This window comes from Neobacillus sp. B4I6 (genome assembly GCF_050434045.1).
Taxonomy (GTDB): Bacteria; Bacillota; Bacilli; order Bacillales; family Cytobacillaceae; genus Neobacillus.
In genome coordinates, this window is sequence record NZ_JBNPWB010000002.1 from 3355217 (window position 1) to 3367684 (window position 12468).

A 12468-nucleotide genomic window follows, 5' to 3' on the forward strand; every position below is an offset into this window, starting at 1 on the left:
TCTATAAATTTTACCGTTTACAAAGGAAAATTGCAAGAACTATGAAGTGGATTGCACAAAGGAGTTTGTTTAAAACGGCAGCAATTCAGACAGATTTTATCCTCTTAAGGAACCTGCTTTTACTATTATGACATTTTGCCCAAAAAAAGTTATACTAATTATGCAAGGGTTTAGGGGGAATGAAAAATGGAAAATATCATTATCATATCTGGAAAAGTGAAATATACGATCACGCTTGATCCAGGTGTGTGGATTTTCGACGACCGACGAGTTGATTTAACGACCTTTTTTTCAACAAAATTAGAGAGTACCAATTCATTAGATGAATATACTAAAGCTGTTTCTAAGCATTGGGACCGTGAAATTATGGAGGGTGCCATTTATCCTCCTACATTGAAATCTGAAAAGAAATTCGAGAAGGAAAAGGTGTTAACTGGTACCTTTGGTATTCCATTGAAGCCTTTTTTATTAAATTCGGAGCCTGCTCGTGATGCTCACACTTTTGTAATTCAGAGCACAGAGGGGGAATATGAGTACCCTCTTGAAACAGCCTATGATTTTATATTGGGTTTCTCCGATAAAGGTAAACCACTTACGTTAGATGGTCCCGTTCATGTTTATTTAGGTGATGGTTCAAATCAACAAAGTCCAATTAAAAATATAAAGGGTTTTATCATAAAATAAGACGGGTGCCTTGGGCGCCCGTTTTATTTTTATGATTATTTACAGCAAATCTGCTGCCAAAAGTGCCAAACCTGACCTTTCCCCTTTCATTAATTTAACATGTCCGGAAATGACTTGATCCTTAAACTTTTCTACAACATACGTTAAACCGTTGTTATAGGCATCAAGATATGGATGATCTATCTGTTCTGGGTCACCCATTAAAACAATTTTACTGCCTTCTCCGACACGGGTAAGGATAGTCTTTACTTCATGCTTCGTTAAGTTTTGTGCTTCATCAATAATGATAAACTGCTTTGGCAAACTTCTGCCTCGAATATACGTTAATGCCTCTACCTCAATCGAACCCATACCTGCTAAAATCGCATCAAGTTCACCAGGCTTTTTAGTATTGAAAAGATATTCTAGATTATCAAAAATTGGCTGCATCCATGGTCTTAATTTCTCTTGTTTTTCTCCCGGTAAAAACCCTAAGTCTTTTCCCACAGGTACAATTGGTCTAGCCACTAATAGTTTTTTATATTCCCTGAAATCTTCCGTTTGCATTAATCCTGAGGCTAATGCAAGAAGCGTTTTCCCTGTGCCTGCCTTCCCCGTTAATGTAACAAGATGAATATCCTTACGAAGTAATAATTCAATTGCCATGGTTTGTTGTACATTTCTTGAATGGATCCCCCAAACATGCTCTTGGTTTAATGCTAATTTTTTTACCTTCTTACTCGTTTTATCTACCATTCCTATCGCTGAAGCAGAACTACCAAGAGCATCTTTCATTACTAGAAATTGGTTTGGATAAAATGGGTGATTGGCGATCTCAGAAAGATTTAACTCCCCTTTTTCATAAAAACGACCTAGTAATTCTATTGGCAGAAATACTTCAAAAAAACCTGTGTAAATATGATCGATTTCTACAACACGGTCATTTAAAAAATCTTCAGCATCTAAACCTATGGCATCTGCTTTTACCCTAACTAGGGCATCCTTACTAACGAGAATGACTGACTTTCCATTTTCCTTTGTTTGTTCTTCTAAAAATAAATTTTTTGCCACAGCTAGAATACGATTATCATTTGTTTTTTCAACAAATATATCCTGAAGCTCATGAAAGGTACGATGATTCAATTCAATTCTGATGGTTCCACCGTTTTCAAGCGGTATTTTCTCGTGGAGTTTTCCCGAGGCCCTTAGGCCATCAATTAATCTCGAAACATGTCTTGCGTTTCTCCCAACTTCATCCATATATCTTTTCTTTGAGTCCACTTCTTCAAGAACCACTGCAGGAATAACAACTTCATTATCTTCAAAGGAGAAGAGGGAATACGGGTCTTGTAACAAAACATTTGTATCTAACACGTATATCTTACTCAAAGCAACGCCTCCTGCTTTCCTTGTTGTTAGGTTTGTTAAATTGCGGAACAACCCTTTTGCTAGATTGGACTTTGGTAAAATATATGTTTATTGGAATAAAGATAGAAGGAGTTCCGCACAATAAATGTTAGTGAGACCATTCAATAATTCTTAGGAAGAGGCTTAATTTCAATTATTTATAAGTAATGCGGAGGTGGGTAATAAATGAAGAAAACCTTGATTATTACTGCGTTATGTCTGATCCTAGCCGGCTGCAGTACAAAAAAGGAACTAACAAACAATGAGAACGCATCATATGTTAAGGTAAAAAACAGCTACATTGAAAGTGTTGACCGAAAAACGGGGCAGGAAATCTCCAAACGTTTAGTTAGGCTGGCGACAAGTATCCCAAATGTTAACGATGCAACTGCAGTGGTATTAGGAAGATACGCGATTGTCGGAATTGATGTAAATGCGAAAATTGATCGTTCCCAAGTTGGATCCATAAAATATTCTGTAGCCGAAAGCTTAAAAAAGGATCCGTACGGAGCAAAAGCAGTTGTTGTTGCTGACGCTGATACAACACAGCGTTTAAAAGAAATACAAACAGATATTAATAAGGGCAGACCAATACAGGGTATTATGGAGGAGCTAGCAGATGTAGCCGGTCGATTAATGCCTGAGATACCAGGAGACTTAATTACTCCAAGCCCTAAAAATGCCACCGAAAAACCTGATAAAAAGCTTTCTGAAAAGGATAAAAAGAAACTAGAAAAGGAACAAGAAGACCAATCTAATCACTATAAATAAAAATGAGAAAAGCTTAGGGATTCCTAAGCTTTTCTCATTGCCTCCATAACTTGATTGTCTAACTTTTGGGCAGCGTTTTTATCATATGTTTTATCATATTGAACTTCAGAGACTATTTTAGATCCATAAAACATAACATCCCTTACTGCTGTTATGGCTACTTGTATCAAAGCCAGCTTTAATGGTACGTCTTTAAGTCTCTCTTCTATTATTTGGGCTGTCCCATGAATTGCGTATGTAGATTCATTAGCAATTATATTAATAACGACTTGATTGTTATTAATTAAATTCTCAAGAATTCTGGAACGATTATCCACCGCAAAATAAATGGTACTTTCATCTTTTGCTAATACCCAAGAAATAGAATTAATATTTGGGCCCCCTGATTCATGATCTACGGTTGCCACTGTCACGAACCGTTCCTTTTGCAGTTCATCATATAAAGGCTTGATTAGCTTTGGTTCCACTTGGTTTGCCATTAAAACATCCCCTTTACTTATTCCTTCACCCTGTTAAAAAACAGATATTCTCATATTACTACTATCCCATGCTTTCATCAAATTAAACCAATTGATTACATTCAAACTTTCTGCCATGATATACTAGAGGAAACAGTCGGTTATTAGAAATAGTTAAAGAGGTGTCTTAATGAGAGTTAAATGTGTAATTTGCGATAAAATTGAAGCGATTGAAGATGAATCGTTTGAGGCCAAGCGTCTACGTAATCGTCCCATCCATACATATATGTGTAAACAATGTAAGACAAGAATAACTGAAAAAACAAATGCCAGATTTGAAACAGGCAATTTCCGATTGTATCGTGCGAAGTCTGAAGAAGATGATTGGTAAAACGAAAAGCGGTAGTGTCACTAGGCGCTGGATCTGGACAAGAAAAAACCATCATGCTCATTCCAAAGTGGAATGAACATGATGGTTTTTTTATTCTTCTTCTTCGATTGGGTAATTCTCGTACTTTTCTGGCTCTTGATTGATTTGGTTTAGCATAACCTCAATTAATTCCTGAGGATAACGAGTTTTTTTAGTTTCTTCTCCTTGCTGATAGGAAACATAAAACATGACATCATCTTTTGTTACCTCAATGTTTGAGAGGTGAAGTTCAGCTATCATATCTTCAAAAAGGTTTAGTGTATCTCGTGCTGCAGTGTCATCAGGCCTTGCGTCGCATACAACCTTAATAGTAAGCCAATTATATAGTGTATCCTGTACGGATTTCATTTAATTAAACCCCCGTTATTTCGCTTCAGCCTGATCCTTTTTCGTTTGATGTAAGCGTATTTTATAGATGATCAATAACACCGCCGCACCTGCAAGTCCTTCTGCAATTGGTAAGGCATAAGAAAAAATAAGCATTACAAAGCATCCAATTAAAAGGCAAATATAGATCACGATATTTTTCAAAAGAGGCAGTTTTTTTGCAAAGCCTAACTTATATACAATTGCCGCTAAAATTACAATATATAAATACTGTAACCACACAGCAGTTTTTACATCTGTTAGTTCAATGAAAAATCTAAGACTAGGAGAGAATCCTTCCATCTTCTTGCACTCCTTTTACTTAACTCTGTTCAGCATATTTTTTCTTTTTAGCTGCTCTTTCACGTTCGTTTTTATCAAGAATTTTTTTACGAAGACGAATCGATTCTGGAGTAACCTCACAATATTCGTCATCATTTAAATATTCTAATGACTCTTCTAATGTCATAATACGCGGTTTTTTAATTACAGATGTTTGATCTTTGTTAGCTGAACGAACATTTGTCGCTTGTTTCATTTTTGTAATATTTACGGTGATATCATTTTCACGAGTGTTTTCGCCAACGATCATACCCTCGTAAATTTCCGTACCTGGCTCAACGAAAATGGTTCCGCGGTCTTCAACTTGCATGATACCATAAGTCGAAGCTTTTCCTGATTCCATTGACACTAGAACACCTTGGTGTCTTCCGCCGACTTGACCTGGTAACATTGGCTGATAGCTGTCAAAGGTATGATTAATAATTCCATAACCGCGAGTCATTGTTAAGAACTCGGTTGTGTAACCAATTAATCCACGTGCAGGTACATTAAAGATTAAGCGTACTTGACCTGAACCATTGTTAATCATGTCAATCATTTCGCCTTTACGGGCACCGATGGATTCCATTACTGAACCAGTATGTTCTTCTGGGACATCTATTTGAACTCTTTCAACTGGCTCACAACGTACACCGTCAATAACTTTGACAATAACTTCCGGCTTTGAAACTTGAAGTTCATAACCTTCACGGCGCATGTTTTCAATAAGAATTGATAAATGGAGCTCACCACGGCCAGAAACGATCCAAGCATCAGGTGAATCCGTGTTATCAACACGTAAACTTACGTCAGTTTGCAATTGAGAACGAAGTCTTTCCTCAATCTTCCTTGAAGTTAAATATTTGCCTTCTCTACCGGCAAATGGGCTGTTGTTTACGACGAAAGTCATTTGTAATGTTGGCTCATCGATTCTTAAAATTGGCAGGGCTTCCTGATGTTCAACAGGACAAACTGTCTCACCCACATTTATATCTTCCATTCCTGAAACAGCAATTAAGTCGCCGGCTTTGGCTTCTTCTATTTCTTGGCGTTTTAATCCAAAGAAACCGAAAATCTTGGTGACCCGGAATTGCTTTACTGAACCGTCTAACTTCATCAGTGCTACTTGTTGACCCACGTTCATCGTACCGCGGAAAACACGACCGATTCCAATTCTGCCAACATAATCATTATAATCAAGAAGGGCAACTTGGAATTGCAACGGCTCTTCATGATTATCAACAGGGGCAGGGATATATTCAACAATCGCATCATATAAGGATTGCATATTTTCATCTTGCTTTTCAGGGTTTGTACTTGCTGTACCATTAATCGCTGAAGCGTAGATAACTGGGAATTCAAGTTGATCCTCAGTTGCTTCAAGTTCGATAAACAAATCGATCACTTCATCAATTACCTCTGCAGGTCGTGCAAAGTCACGGTCAATTTTATTGACAACAACAATAGGAGTTAACTTCTGCTCTAATGCCTTTTTAAGAACAAAACGAGTTTGTGGCATACAGCCTTCATAGGCATCAACTACTAACAATACACCATCAACCATTTTCATAATCCGTTCAACTTCTCCGCCAAAATCAGCGTGTCCCGGAGTATCCAATATATTAATTCGTTTATCTTTGTATTGAATAGCTGTGTTTTTCGCCAAAATGGTAATTCCGCGTTCTCTTTCTAAATCATTTGAATCCATTGCACGTTCTTCTACATGTTCATTAGTACGAAATGTACCTGACTGTTTTAACAATTGGTCAACCAAAGTTGTTTTACCGTGGTCAACGTGGGCAATAATTGCAATATTACGTATATCATCTCTTAATTTCAAACAATTCCACTCCTACCTATATTTTAAAAATAAAACTATTTATAGTTTCTCATTTATAACTAAAACATTATACCACAAATAAAGTGGAAACCCCTAACCATTTTATTGTAGAATAAAAATATACTTAAAACAGTGGGCCTTTAACTAGCTGTATTTCAATGATAAAGGGGTATAAAATGATGAAAAACGTGAAGTGGCCTTTACTTGTGTATGCCATCCTTGCAGCCGCAAGTATAATGGGGATTGGAATCGCAATAAGCGAAAAAAGCTTAATAGGAGCAATCGGTTGTTTCGTTGCAATTATTGTAATAATGGGAATGGGCTTTAAAACAAAAAGAAAAATGCGCGAGAACGGTGAGTTATAAAAAGAAGCCTCGATTGGCTTCTTTTTTACCATTTTCCCTCTTTTAAGTAATCCTTTAAGATTGATTGGTGGAGGCCAGGTTTAGCTGTTAATAATGAATCCTGCGAAAGGAAATTCAGCTTATCTCCCCATAAATTTGTCACTATACCACCTAGTTCTTCAATTATTACTGCCCCAGCAGCAATATCCCATGGTGATAAACGCATGGAAATATAGGCATCCACTCTTCCTGTTGCAACAAAAACCATTTCGAGCGCAGCAGAACCATAAGACCTTGTTCCTCTCGCTGCTTTAACAAGTGGAATCATTAAATTGTGATCGATCCGATGATTTTCCATCACCCATGTGGCATTGAGTGCGATGATGGATTCCTTAACGGTTGTTTCCTTTAGTACATCTAGAGGCTTTTCATTTAAATAGGCCCCATTTCCTCTTTTAGCATGATACAATTCGTCATGTACGACATCATATATGAGTCCGATCTTTCCAACACCATTTTCATACACGCCAAGGGAAATAGCAAAATTTCTTTGTTGATGGACGAAATTCATCGTCCCATCGATTGGATCAATCATCCAAACAATTCCCTCAAGATTATCAAGTGAATCACCAAATCCCTCTTCGCCCATTATTTTATGATCTGAATACACTTCTCTAATTTTACTAATAAAAAATTGCTCAATTTCTTTATCGATATTTGTTACAAGATCATTAGCGTTCGTTTTTGTTTCAATATTTAATGTTTCATTAAAAGATAACCTGATTTTAACCCCTGCCTCATTTACCCATTCCTTTGCATGAGCATAAATTTGATCCCAGTTCATAATTCTCCTCCAAATATCTTATTTCTTCATTAGTTTTCATGTATGTAGTATGATGCCGGACAAATTAGATGATGTACCTTTAGCTTAATCAAATTGATGTAACACAGCAACTTTTTGGCGTATTATAAGTTCCAATTATAGTAAAGGGCAATAATAAACGAACCCCCCTCTTTTTTGCTGGAGTTCGTTTTAGATAAGTTCAGGATATATTCTATTTCGATTCATTCTTATTTATTTCTCCTTGGATAAAAAAAACCGTCTTATTTATCAAAGGGCTTTTAATCGTAATAATTCTTGGCGGATTTTTTCTAATTTTTGTTTGCAATCCTTCATTTTTTTCTCGTTCTTTTCCTCAATCGCTTCGAATAATGTAGCTAATTCATAATCCATTTCCAATCGCAAAACTGCAGTTCTTTCCTTTTCGCCTGCTTTTTTAAGTGAGGTATTCATAAGTTGTTTCACGTTTCTCCTCCCCTTCCTAAATTTAACTATTTTTTCAGATTATTTTTTTTACTGTATAATATGAGTCAGGGAGATATGTTGCAACAAATATGTGCTTTAACCTAGAAAGCATCTCACTACTCGTCTGGTAAGTGGTATGCTACAATTAAGTACAATTGTTTTGTTGGAGGTTTAGTTTATGAGCTTTAAGGGATTTACAAATGAGGACTTTGATGTTTTTTTAATAGATGGTTTAGAGGCTAGAATGGCAGCTCTTAAAGAAACCATTCGTCCAAAATTAGAAGATTTGGGAGAATACTTTGCCCCTACAATATCTGTATTAACAGATGATGAAATGTTTGTTCATGTCGCCAAACATGCAAGGCGCACTATTAATCCACCAAAGGATACTTGGGTCGCATTTTCAAACAGCCCTCGAGGTTATAAAATGCTTCCGCATTTTCAAATTGGCTTGTGGAATACCCATTTATTTATATGGTTTGCCGTAATTTATGAAGCACCCCAAAAAGATAAGATTGCTGAAAGGTTTTCAAAAAAAATCACTAAAATTTTCAAAGATACACCAAAAGATTTTGTTTGGTCTCTTGATCATACAAAACCAGAAGCAATTGAACACCGTCAACTAACAAAGGATGATCTTCATTCGCTGTTTGATCGGCTGCAAAACGTAAAGAAAGCAGAATTGTTATGCGGCTATACAATCAACAGGGAACAAGTCATCCAATTAGGTTCAGATGGGCTAATACAACAAATTGAGGACGTTTTTAATAAAGTAGCCACACTTTATAAAATCTCTCTTAATAAAAAATAATAAGAAGAAGCTCCCAGACCAAATAGTTCGGGAGCTTCTTTTTATTTCATTTTAATTTTATCCCCAGATGAAGCCTCTTTTGCTTTTTTTATGGTCCGATAGGACGAATAACCACTCATTTCTTCAAATTCACCACAAATAGTTTTTTCTTCCGCCTTGCTTGGGACAATTTCTTTAAATCGACGATACGCCTTCATTACAGCATCACGTTCAATTCCGTTTTCATACGCCTTCTCAATGGTTTCAAAAAATGCAATTACATCAACAATTTCATCTGTGCTCCAATGATAATCAATGGGATATTGGTATTCCATTCTTTCACCTACTAACTATTTTAACTAAAATGAATCATACATTTAATTTCCCCACTTTGCACGAATTTGTTCAGCATCTTTCATCATTCGATTGAATAACTCATGAACCGAAGGGACATCTTTAATTAATCCCATCACTTGTCCTGCCCATGCAAAGCCTTCATCAGGGACACCATCATAAATGTAGCGTTGGTTAGCCATTCCACTAATGAAATCTTTTAACTGATCATAACCTCCATTGTTTTTTTCTAACTCAAGAATTTTTTCTGTCCACCTGTTAGCAAGTGCCCTGGCGGGAGTTCCTAGAGTTCTCTTGATGACAACCGTTCCAGATTCATTTCCTTCCACTAAAGTCTTCTTATATATCTCGTTTGCATGAACACATTCCTTAGTCGCAATAAATCTCGTACCCATTTCAATCCCTTCAGCACCTAAGCTAAGGGCTGCCATGAGCCCTCTGCCATCACCTATTCCCCCTGATGCAATAACAGGTATAGAAACGGCATCTACGACTTGAGGAACTAAAACAAGCGTGCCGACATCATCTCGTCCTAGGTGGCCTCCCCCTTCTTGACCGACGACCATAACTGCATCTGCACCGAGTTCTTCTGCTTTGACAGCCTGTCTTCTTGCCGCTACAAGGACAAGTGTTTTAATCTGCGTACCTTTTAACTGTTCAAATATGGGGGCAGGATTCCCTCCTGTCATTGAAACAACCGGGACCTTTTCATCAATAGCCACTTGGAGAAAATCAGCAAATGGCCTCCCATGCTGTCCAATCGCAAAATTAACCCCAAAAGGATTTTTCGTCCTCTGCTTCACCTTTCGTATTTCGGCTCTTAGCTGTTCAGGTTCACCTAAAGACATAGCTGTGATTTGACCAAGACCTCCGGCATTTGATACCGCTGCGGCCAATTCAGAATAGGCTAAATAAGCTAGACCCCCTTGAACAATAGGAAATCGTATATTTAATAATTCAGTAACACGTGTTTTCCATTCCATTTTAAGCCCTCCTAAAAACTTTCTATTTGTTATTTAGTCTCTTTAGGGTAATTTTCCTTTTTAAATGGGAAACTATCGTAAACCGACTCAGTAAAAACATTTATTTCTTTGCAATGAACGGTATTAGTGCTATAATTCCTTTGTTTTTATGTTTTTGGATGACATAATTAGAGTATTTTTTATAAAGAGGTGTGGTTATAAATTGTCTCAAAATCAAACACCGCTATTTAGCGGTTTATTAGCACATGCGAAAAAGAACCCAATTCAATTTCATATTCCTGGTCATAAAAAAGGAGCTGGGATTGACCCTGAGTTTCGAAACTTTATCGGTGATAACGCCCTGTCTATTGACCTAATTAATATTGGTCCACTAGATGACCTTCATCAGCCAAAAGGAATCATTAAGCAGGCTCAGGATTTAGCAGCCGAAGCCTTCGGAGCTGATCGAACATTTTTTTCAGTACAAGGGACAAGCGGAGCAATCATTGCCATGATTATGGCTGTATGTGGTCCAGATGATAAAATTATCGTTCCAAGAAATGTTCATAAGTCAATTATGTCTGCTATTGTCTTTTCTGGTGCCATCCCTGTATTTATCCAGCCTGAGATTGATAAGGAATTAGGAATTTCTCACGGAATAACACCTGATGCAGTAGGAAGGGCTCTAGAGCAACATCCTGACGCCAAAGCTGTTTTAGTAATCAACCCAACATATTTTGGCATCTCCGGAGATTTAAAAAAGATTGTTGAAATTTCTCATTCCTATCATATTCCTGTTCTTGTTGACGAAGCCCATGGTGTTCATATTCATTTCCATGATGACCTTCCACTTTCAGCTATGCAAGCCGGTGCAGATATGGCGGCTACTAGCGTCCACAAACTAGGTGGATCGATGACTCAAAGCTCGATTTTAAATGTGAAAGAAGGACTCGTTTCCGCAAAACATGTTCAGTCAATTCTAAGCATGCTTACTACTACCTCCACTTCGTATTTATTACTTGCATCACTTGATGTCGCTCGGAAGCAATTGGCTACGAAAGGAAGGGATTTGATCGATAAAACCATCAATTTAGCGCAATCCATGCGGAAAAGAATTAATGAGATTGAAAATCTGCATTGTATCGGTGAGGAAATTCTAGGGTCAGAAGCTACCTTTGATTATGATCCAACCAAGCTTATCATTTCAGTTAAAGAACTAGGATTAACTGGATACGATGTTGAAAAATGGTTAAGAGAAAAACACAATATTGAAGTGGAACTTTCTGATCTTTATAACATTCTTTGTATCATCACGCTTGGAGACACAGAAGTGGAAGCCGACTTGTTAATTAATGCCTTAAAAGATTTGGCAGATGAGTGTAAACATCGCACCGAAAGAATTGAACCTGTTGAAGTTCTTCTTCCTGAAATTCCTGTCCTTGCCTTAACACCAAGGGATGCGTTTTATTCTGAAACAGAAGTTATTCCTTTTGAAGAATCTGAAGGAAGAATTATTGCAGAATTTATTATGGTATACCCACCCGGTATCCCAATTTTTATTCCTGGTGAGATTATTACTAAGGAAAACCTCCATTACATTCGAAAAAACCTTGAGGCAGGTTTACCTGTACAAGGTCCAGAAGATGATGAAATTAAGTCAATTCTTGTCATTAAAGAATACAAGGCAATAAAATAAAACAACAAAAATACAGGATTCCGATATCGGAATCCTGTTTTAATTTATGTTTAGTTATTATAAATCTTCCTCTGTATGATGATCCTCGCAACATTTGCATTTAGAATAAAGCACCGTTACTTTTTCATCTTCAAAATGATCAATAGTAGAGTTACAAGTTTGACATACTAAAGTACCCATTTGTTCAACCCCCTTTTCATTATTGAATAATCACAAAACGAAGTATTTATATATCATTAATGCAATAATAATATATCACATTAGAAATATCAAGCCTAAATTGTATGTCACATTTAAAAAAATAATAATAAAAAAGACCCTATTGGGCCTTCTCTTGATAAATTATTCGTACTGAGTCTCAAACGGGATGGTTGGTAGTGTTTCGCTGAAAAACTCTGCTAAATCTGCTGCTTGCTGTTGATCAGGGATACGGAATACGGTTTGAAGGTAATCAATATCTTCGATGTCTTTTGGGTCGAGGAGAGTGGAACGGCCAGTCTGCATGCAGACAACTAGAGGTTTGCCGAAAAACATGTTGGTGAAAATTATGCCGAAATCATAACGGGTATGTTCGGTTGCAAATCCAATAAACCTTACCTTCGCATTTTCATGTTCATCATAGAGCTTATCAAATAATTCCATAAGGCTCCTCCCTTTTTCCAAGAATGTTTAGAATATTATTATAATTCATTTTTCCTAAAGAAACAAGAAAACTTCTACTTTTATTTAAAGCTATAGTTGTCATAAGATTTTATTAAAT

17 protein-coding genes are annotated in these 12468 nt (G+C 36.8%); 6 read left to right on the forward strand and 11 right to left on the reverse strand.

What is annotated here, in order from left to right; translation table 11 throughout:
* Window positions 1-186 precede the first annotated feature (186 nt).
* Window positions 187-684, forward strand: coding sequence for a peptidyl-prolyl cis-trans isomerase (locus QF028_RS18625; RefSeq protein WP_429467635.1), 498 nt, complete (start codon window positions 187-189; stop codon window positions 682-684).
* Window positions 685-723: 39 nt separating this feature from the next.
* Here QF028_RS18625 and QF028_RS18630 read toward each other — a convergent pair whose 3' ends face one another.
* Window positions 724-2052, reverse strand: a complete 1329-nt coding sequence (locus QF028_RS18630; protein WP_215001725.1) for a PhoH family protein — start codon at window positions 2050-2052, stop codon at window positions 724-726.
* A 204-nt stretch (window positions 2053-2256) separates the two neighbouring features.
* Here QF028_RS18630 and QF028_RS18635 point away from each other — a divergent pair, with 204 nt between their 5' ends.
* A complete protein-coding gene (locus QF028_RS18635; protein ID WP_429467639.1) occupies window positions 2257-2841 on the forward strand; it encodes a YhcN/YlaJ family sporulation lipoprotein in 585 nt (194 codons plus the stop codon).
* Between the two features lie 23 nt (window positions 2842-2864).
* Here QF028_RS18635 and QF028_RS18640 read toward each other — a convergent pair whose 3' ends face one another.
* Entirely contained in the window at window positions 2865-3320 is a 456-nt protein-coding gene (locus tag QF028_RS18640) for a pyridoxamine 5'-phosphate oxidase family protein (RefSeq protein ID WP_429467642.1), read from the reverse strand.
* Window positions 3321-3489: 169 nt separating this feature from the next.
* Between QF028_RS18640 and QF028_RS18645 the strand changes: the two genes are divergently transcribed.
* Window positions 3490-3690, forward strand: coding sequence for a YlaI family protein (locus tag QF028_RS18645; protein WP_214715915.1), 201 nt, complete (start codon window positions 3490-3492; stop codon window positions 3688-3690).
* Between the two features lie 90 nt (window positions 3691-3780).
* Here QF028_RS18645 and QF028_RS18650 read toward each other — a convergent pair whose 3' ends face one another.
* From QF028_RS18650 to typA, 3 genes are read right to left on the reverse strand one after another with little or no spacing between them, the layout of a single operon-like run.
* Complete coding sequence (locus tag QF028_RS18650; RefSeq protein ID WP_429467644.1) at window positions 3781-4077, reverse strand: hypothetical protein; 297 nt, start codon at window positions 4075-4077, stop codon at window positions 3781-3783.
* A 15-nt stretch (window positions 4078-4092) separates the two neighbouring features.
* The gene (locus QF028_RS18655; protein WP_168242667.1) at window positions 4093-4398 is read right to left on the reverse strand and encodes a YlaH-like family protein; all 306 of its coding nucleotides are present in this window, start codon (window positions 4396-4398) and stop codon (window positions 4093-4095) included.
* 19 nt (window positions 4399-4417) lie between these two features.
* Complete coding sequence (gene typA / locus QF028_RS18660) at window positions 4418-6256, reverse strand: translational GTPase TypA (RefSeq protein WP_168242666.1); 1839 nt, start codon at window positions 6254-6256, stop codon at window positions 4418-4420.
* Window positions 6257-6435: 179 nt separating this feature from the next.
* Here typA and QF028_RS18665 point away from each other — a divergent pair, with 179 nt between their 5' ends.
* Window positions 6436-6621 (forward strand): YlaF family protein, encoded by a 186-nt coding sequence (locus QF028_RS18665; RefSeq protein ID WP_168242665.1) that lies wholly within the window; start codon window positions 6436-6438, stop codon window positions 6619-6621.
* 25 nt (window positions 6622-6646) lie between these two features.
* Here the strand turns inward: QF028_RS18665 and QF028_RS18670 are convergent, their stop codons facing one another.
* Together QF028_RS18670 and QF028_RS18675 are read right to left on the reverse strand one after the other, a co-directional pair.
* Window positions 6647-7447 (reverse strand): inositol monophosphatase family protein, encoded by an 801-nt coding sequence (locus QF028_RS18670; RefSeq protein ID WP_429472417.1) that lies wholly within the window; start codon window positions 7445-7447, stop codon window positions 6647-6649.
* 264 nt (window positions 7448-7711) lie between these two features.
* A complete protein-coding gene (locus QF028_RS18675) occupies window positions 7712-7906 on the reverse strand; it encodes a hypothetical protein (RefSeq protein WP_088086251.1) in 195 nt (64 codons plus the stop codon).
* A gap of 178 nt (window positions 7907-8084) precedes the next feature.
* Here QF028_RS18675 and QF028_RS18680 point away from each other — a divergent pair, with 178 nt between their 5' ends.
* Window positions 8085-8717 carry a YktB family protein gene (locus tag QF028_RS18680; protein ID WP_215001718.1) on the forward strand — a complete coding sequence of 211 codons (633 nt, stop codon included), beginning with the start codon at window positions 8085-8087 and terminating at the stop codon, window positions 8715-8717.
* A 41-nt stretch (window positions 8718-8758) separates the two neighbouring features.
* Here QF028_RS18680 and QF028_RS18685 read toward each other — a convergent pair whose 3' ends face one another.
* Complete coding sequence (locus tag QF028_RS18685; RefSeq protein WP_098933074.1) at window positions 8759-9031, reverse strand: UPF0223 family protein; 273 nt, start codon at window positions 9029-9031, stop codon at window positions 8759-8761.
* Window positions 9032-9073: 42 nt separating this feature from the next.
* Window positions 9074-10033 carry an NAD(P)H-dependent flavin oxidoreductase gene (locus QF028_RS18690; protein WP_429467649.1) on the reverse strand — a complete coding sequence of 320 codons (960 nt, stop codon included), beginning with the start codon at window positions 10031-10033 and terminating at the stop codon, window positions 9074-9076.
* A 202-nt stretch (window positions 10034-10235) separates the two neighbouring features.
* Between QF028_RS18690 and QF028_RS18695 the strand changes: the two genes are divergently transcribed.
* Window positions 10236-11708, forward strand: a complete 1473-nt coding sequence (locus tag QF028_RS18695) for an aminotransferase class I/II-fold pyridoxal phosphate-dependent enzyme (protein WP_215001712.1) — start codon at window positions 10236-10238, stop codon at window positions 11706-11708.
* Window positions 11709-11765: 57 nt separating this feature from the next.
* On the opposite strand, the gene QF028_RS18700 is transcribed toward QF028_RS18695, so the two are convergent.
* Window positions 11766-11888 carry a GapA-binding peptide SR1P gene (locus QF028_RS18700; RefSeq protein ID WP_215001710.1) on the reverse strand — a complete coding sequence of 41 codons (123 nt, stop codon included), beginning with the start codon at window positions 11886-11888 and terminating at the stop codon, window positions 11766-11768.
* A 162-nt stretch (window positions 11889-12050) separates the two neighbouring features.
* On the reverse strand, window positions 12051-12350 hold the full coding sequence (locus QF028_RS18705) for a DUF3055 domain-containing protein (protein WP_410881831.1): 300 nt from the start codon (window positions 12348-12350) through the stop codon (window positions 12051-12053).
* Window positions 12351-12468: the final 118 nt, after the last annotated feature.

Bases quoted from the DNA above. Each gene is read 5' to 3' on its own strand.
- QF028_RS18640 (WP_429467642.1), bottom strand. From the start codon at position 3,320: ATGGCAAACCAAGTGGAACCAAAGCTAATCAAGCCTTTATATGATGAA.
- QF028_RS18635 (WP_429467639.1), top strand. From the start codon at position 2,257: ATGAAGAAAACCTTGATTATTACTGCGTTATGTCTGATCCTAGCCGGC.
- QF028_RS18690 (WP_429467649.1), bottom strand. From the start codon at position 10,033: ATGGAATGGAAAACACGTGTTACTGAATTATTAAATATACGATTTCCT.
- QF028_RS18680 (WP_215001718.1), top strand. From the start codon at position 8,085: ATGAGCTTTAAGGGATTTACAAATGAGGACTTTGATGTTTTTTTAATA.
- QF028_RS18655 (WP_168242667.1), bottom strand. From the start codon at position 4,398: ATGGAAGGATTCTCTCCTAGTCTTAGATTTTTCATTGAACTAACAGAT.
- QF028_RS18700 (WP_215001710.1), bottom strand. From the start codon at position 11,888: ATGGGTACTTTAGTATGTCAAACTTGTAACTCTACTATTGATCATTTT.
- QF028_RS18625 (WP_429467635.1), top strand. From the start codon at position 187: ATGGAAAATATCATTATCATATCTGGAAAAGTGAAATATACGATCACG.
- QF028_RS18645 (WP_214715915.1), top strand. From the start codon at position 3,490: ATGAGAGTTAAATGTGTAATTTGCGATAAAATTGAAGCGATTGAAGAT.
- QF028_RS18665 (WP_168242665.1), top strand. From the start codon at position 6,436: ATGAAAAACGTGAAGTGGCCTTTACTTGTGTATGCCATCCTTGCAGCC.
- QF028_RS18685 (WP_098933074.1), bottom strand. From the start codon at position 9,031: ATGGAATACCAATATCCCATTGATTATCATTGGAGCACAGATGAAATT.
- QF028_RS18650 (WP_429467644.1), bottom strand. From the start codon at position 4,077: ATGAAATCCGTACAGGATACACTATATAATTGGCTTACTATTAAGGTT.
- QF028_RS18705 (WP_410881831.1), bottom strand. From the start codon at position 12,350: ATGGAATTATTTGATAAGCTCTATGATGAACATGAAAATGCGAAGGTA.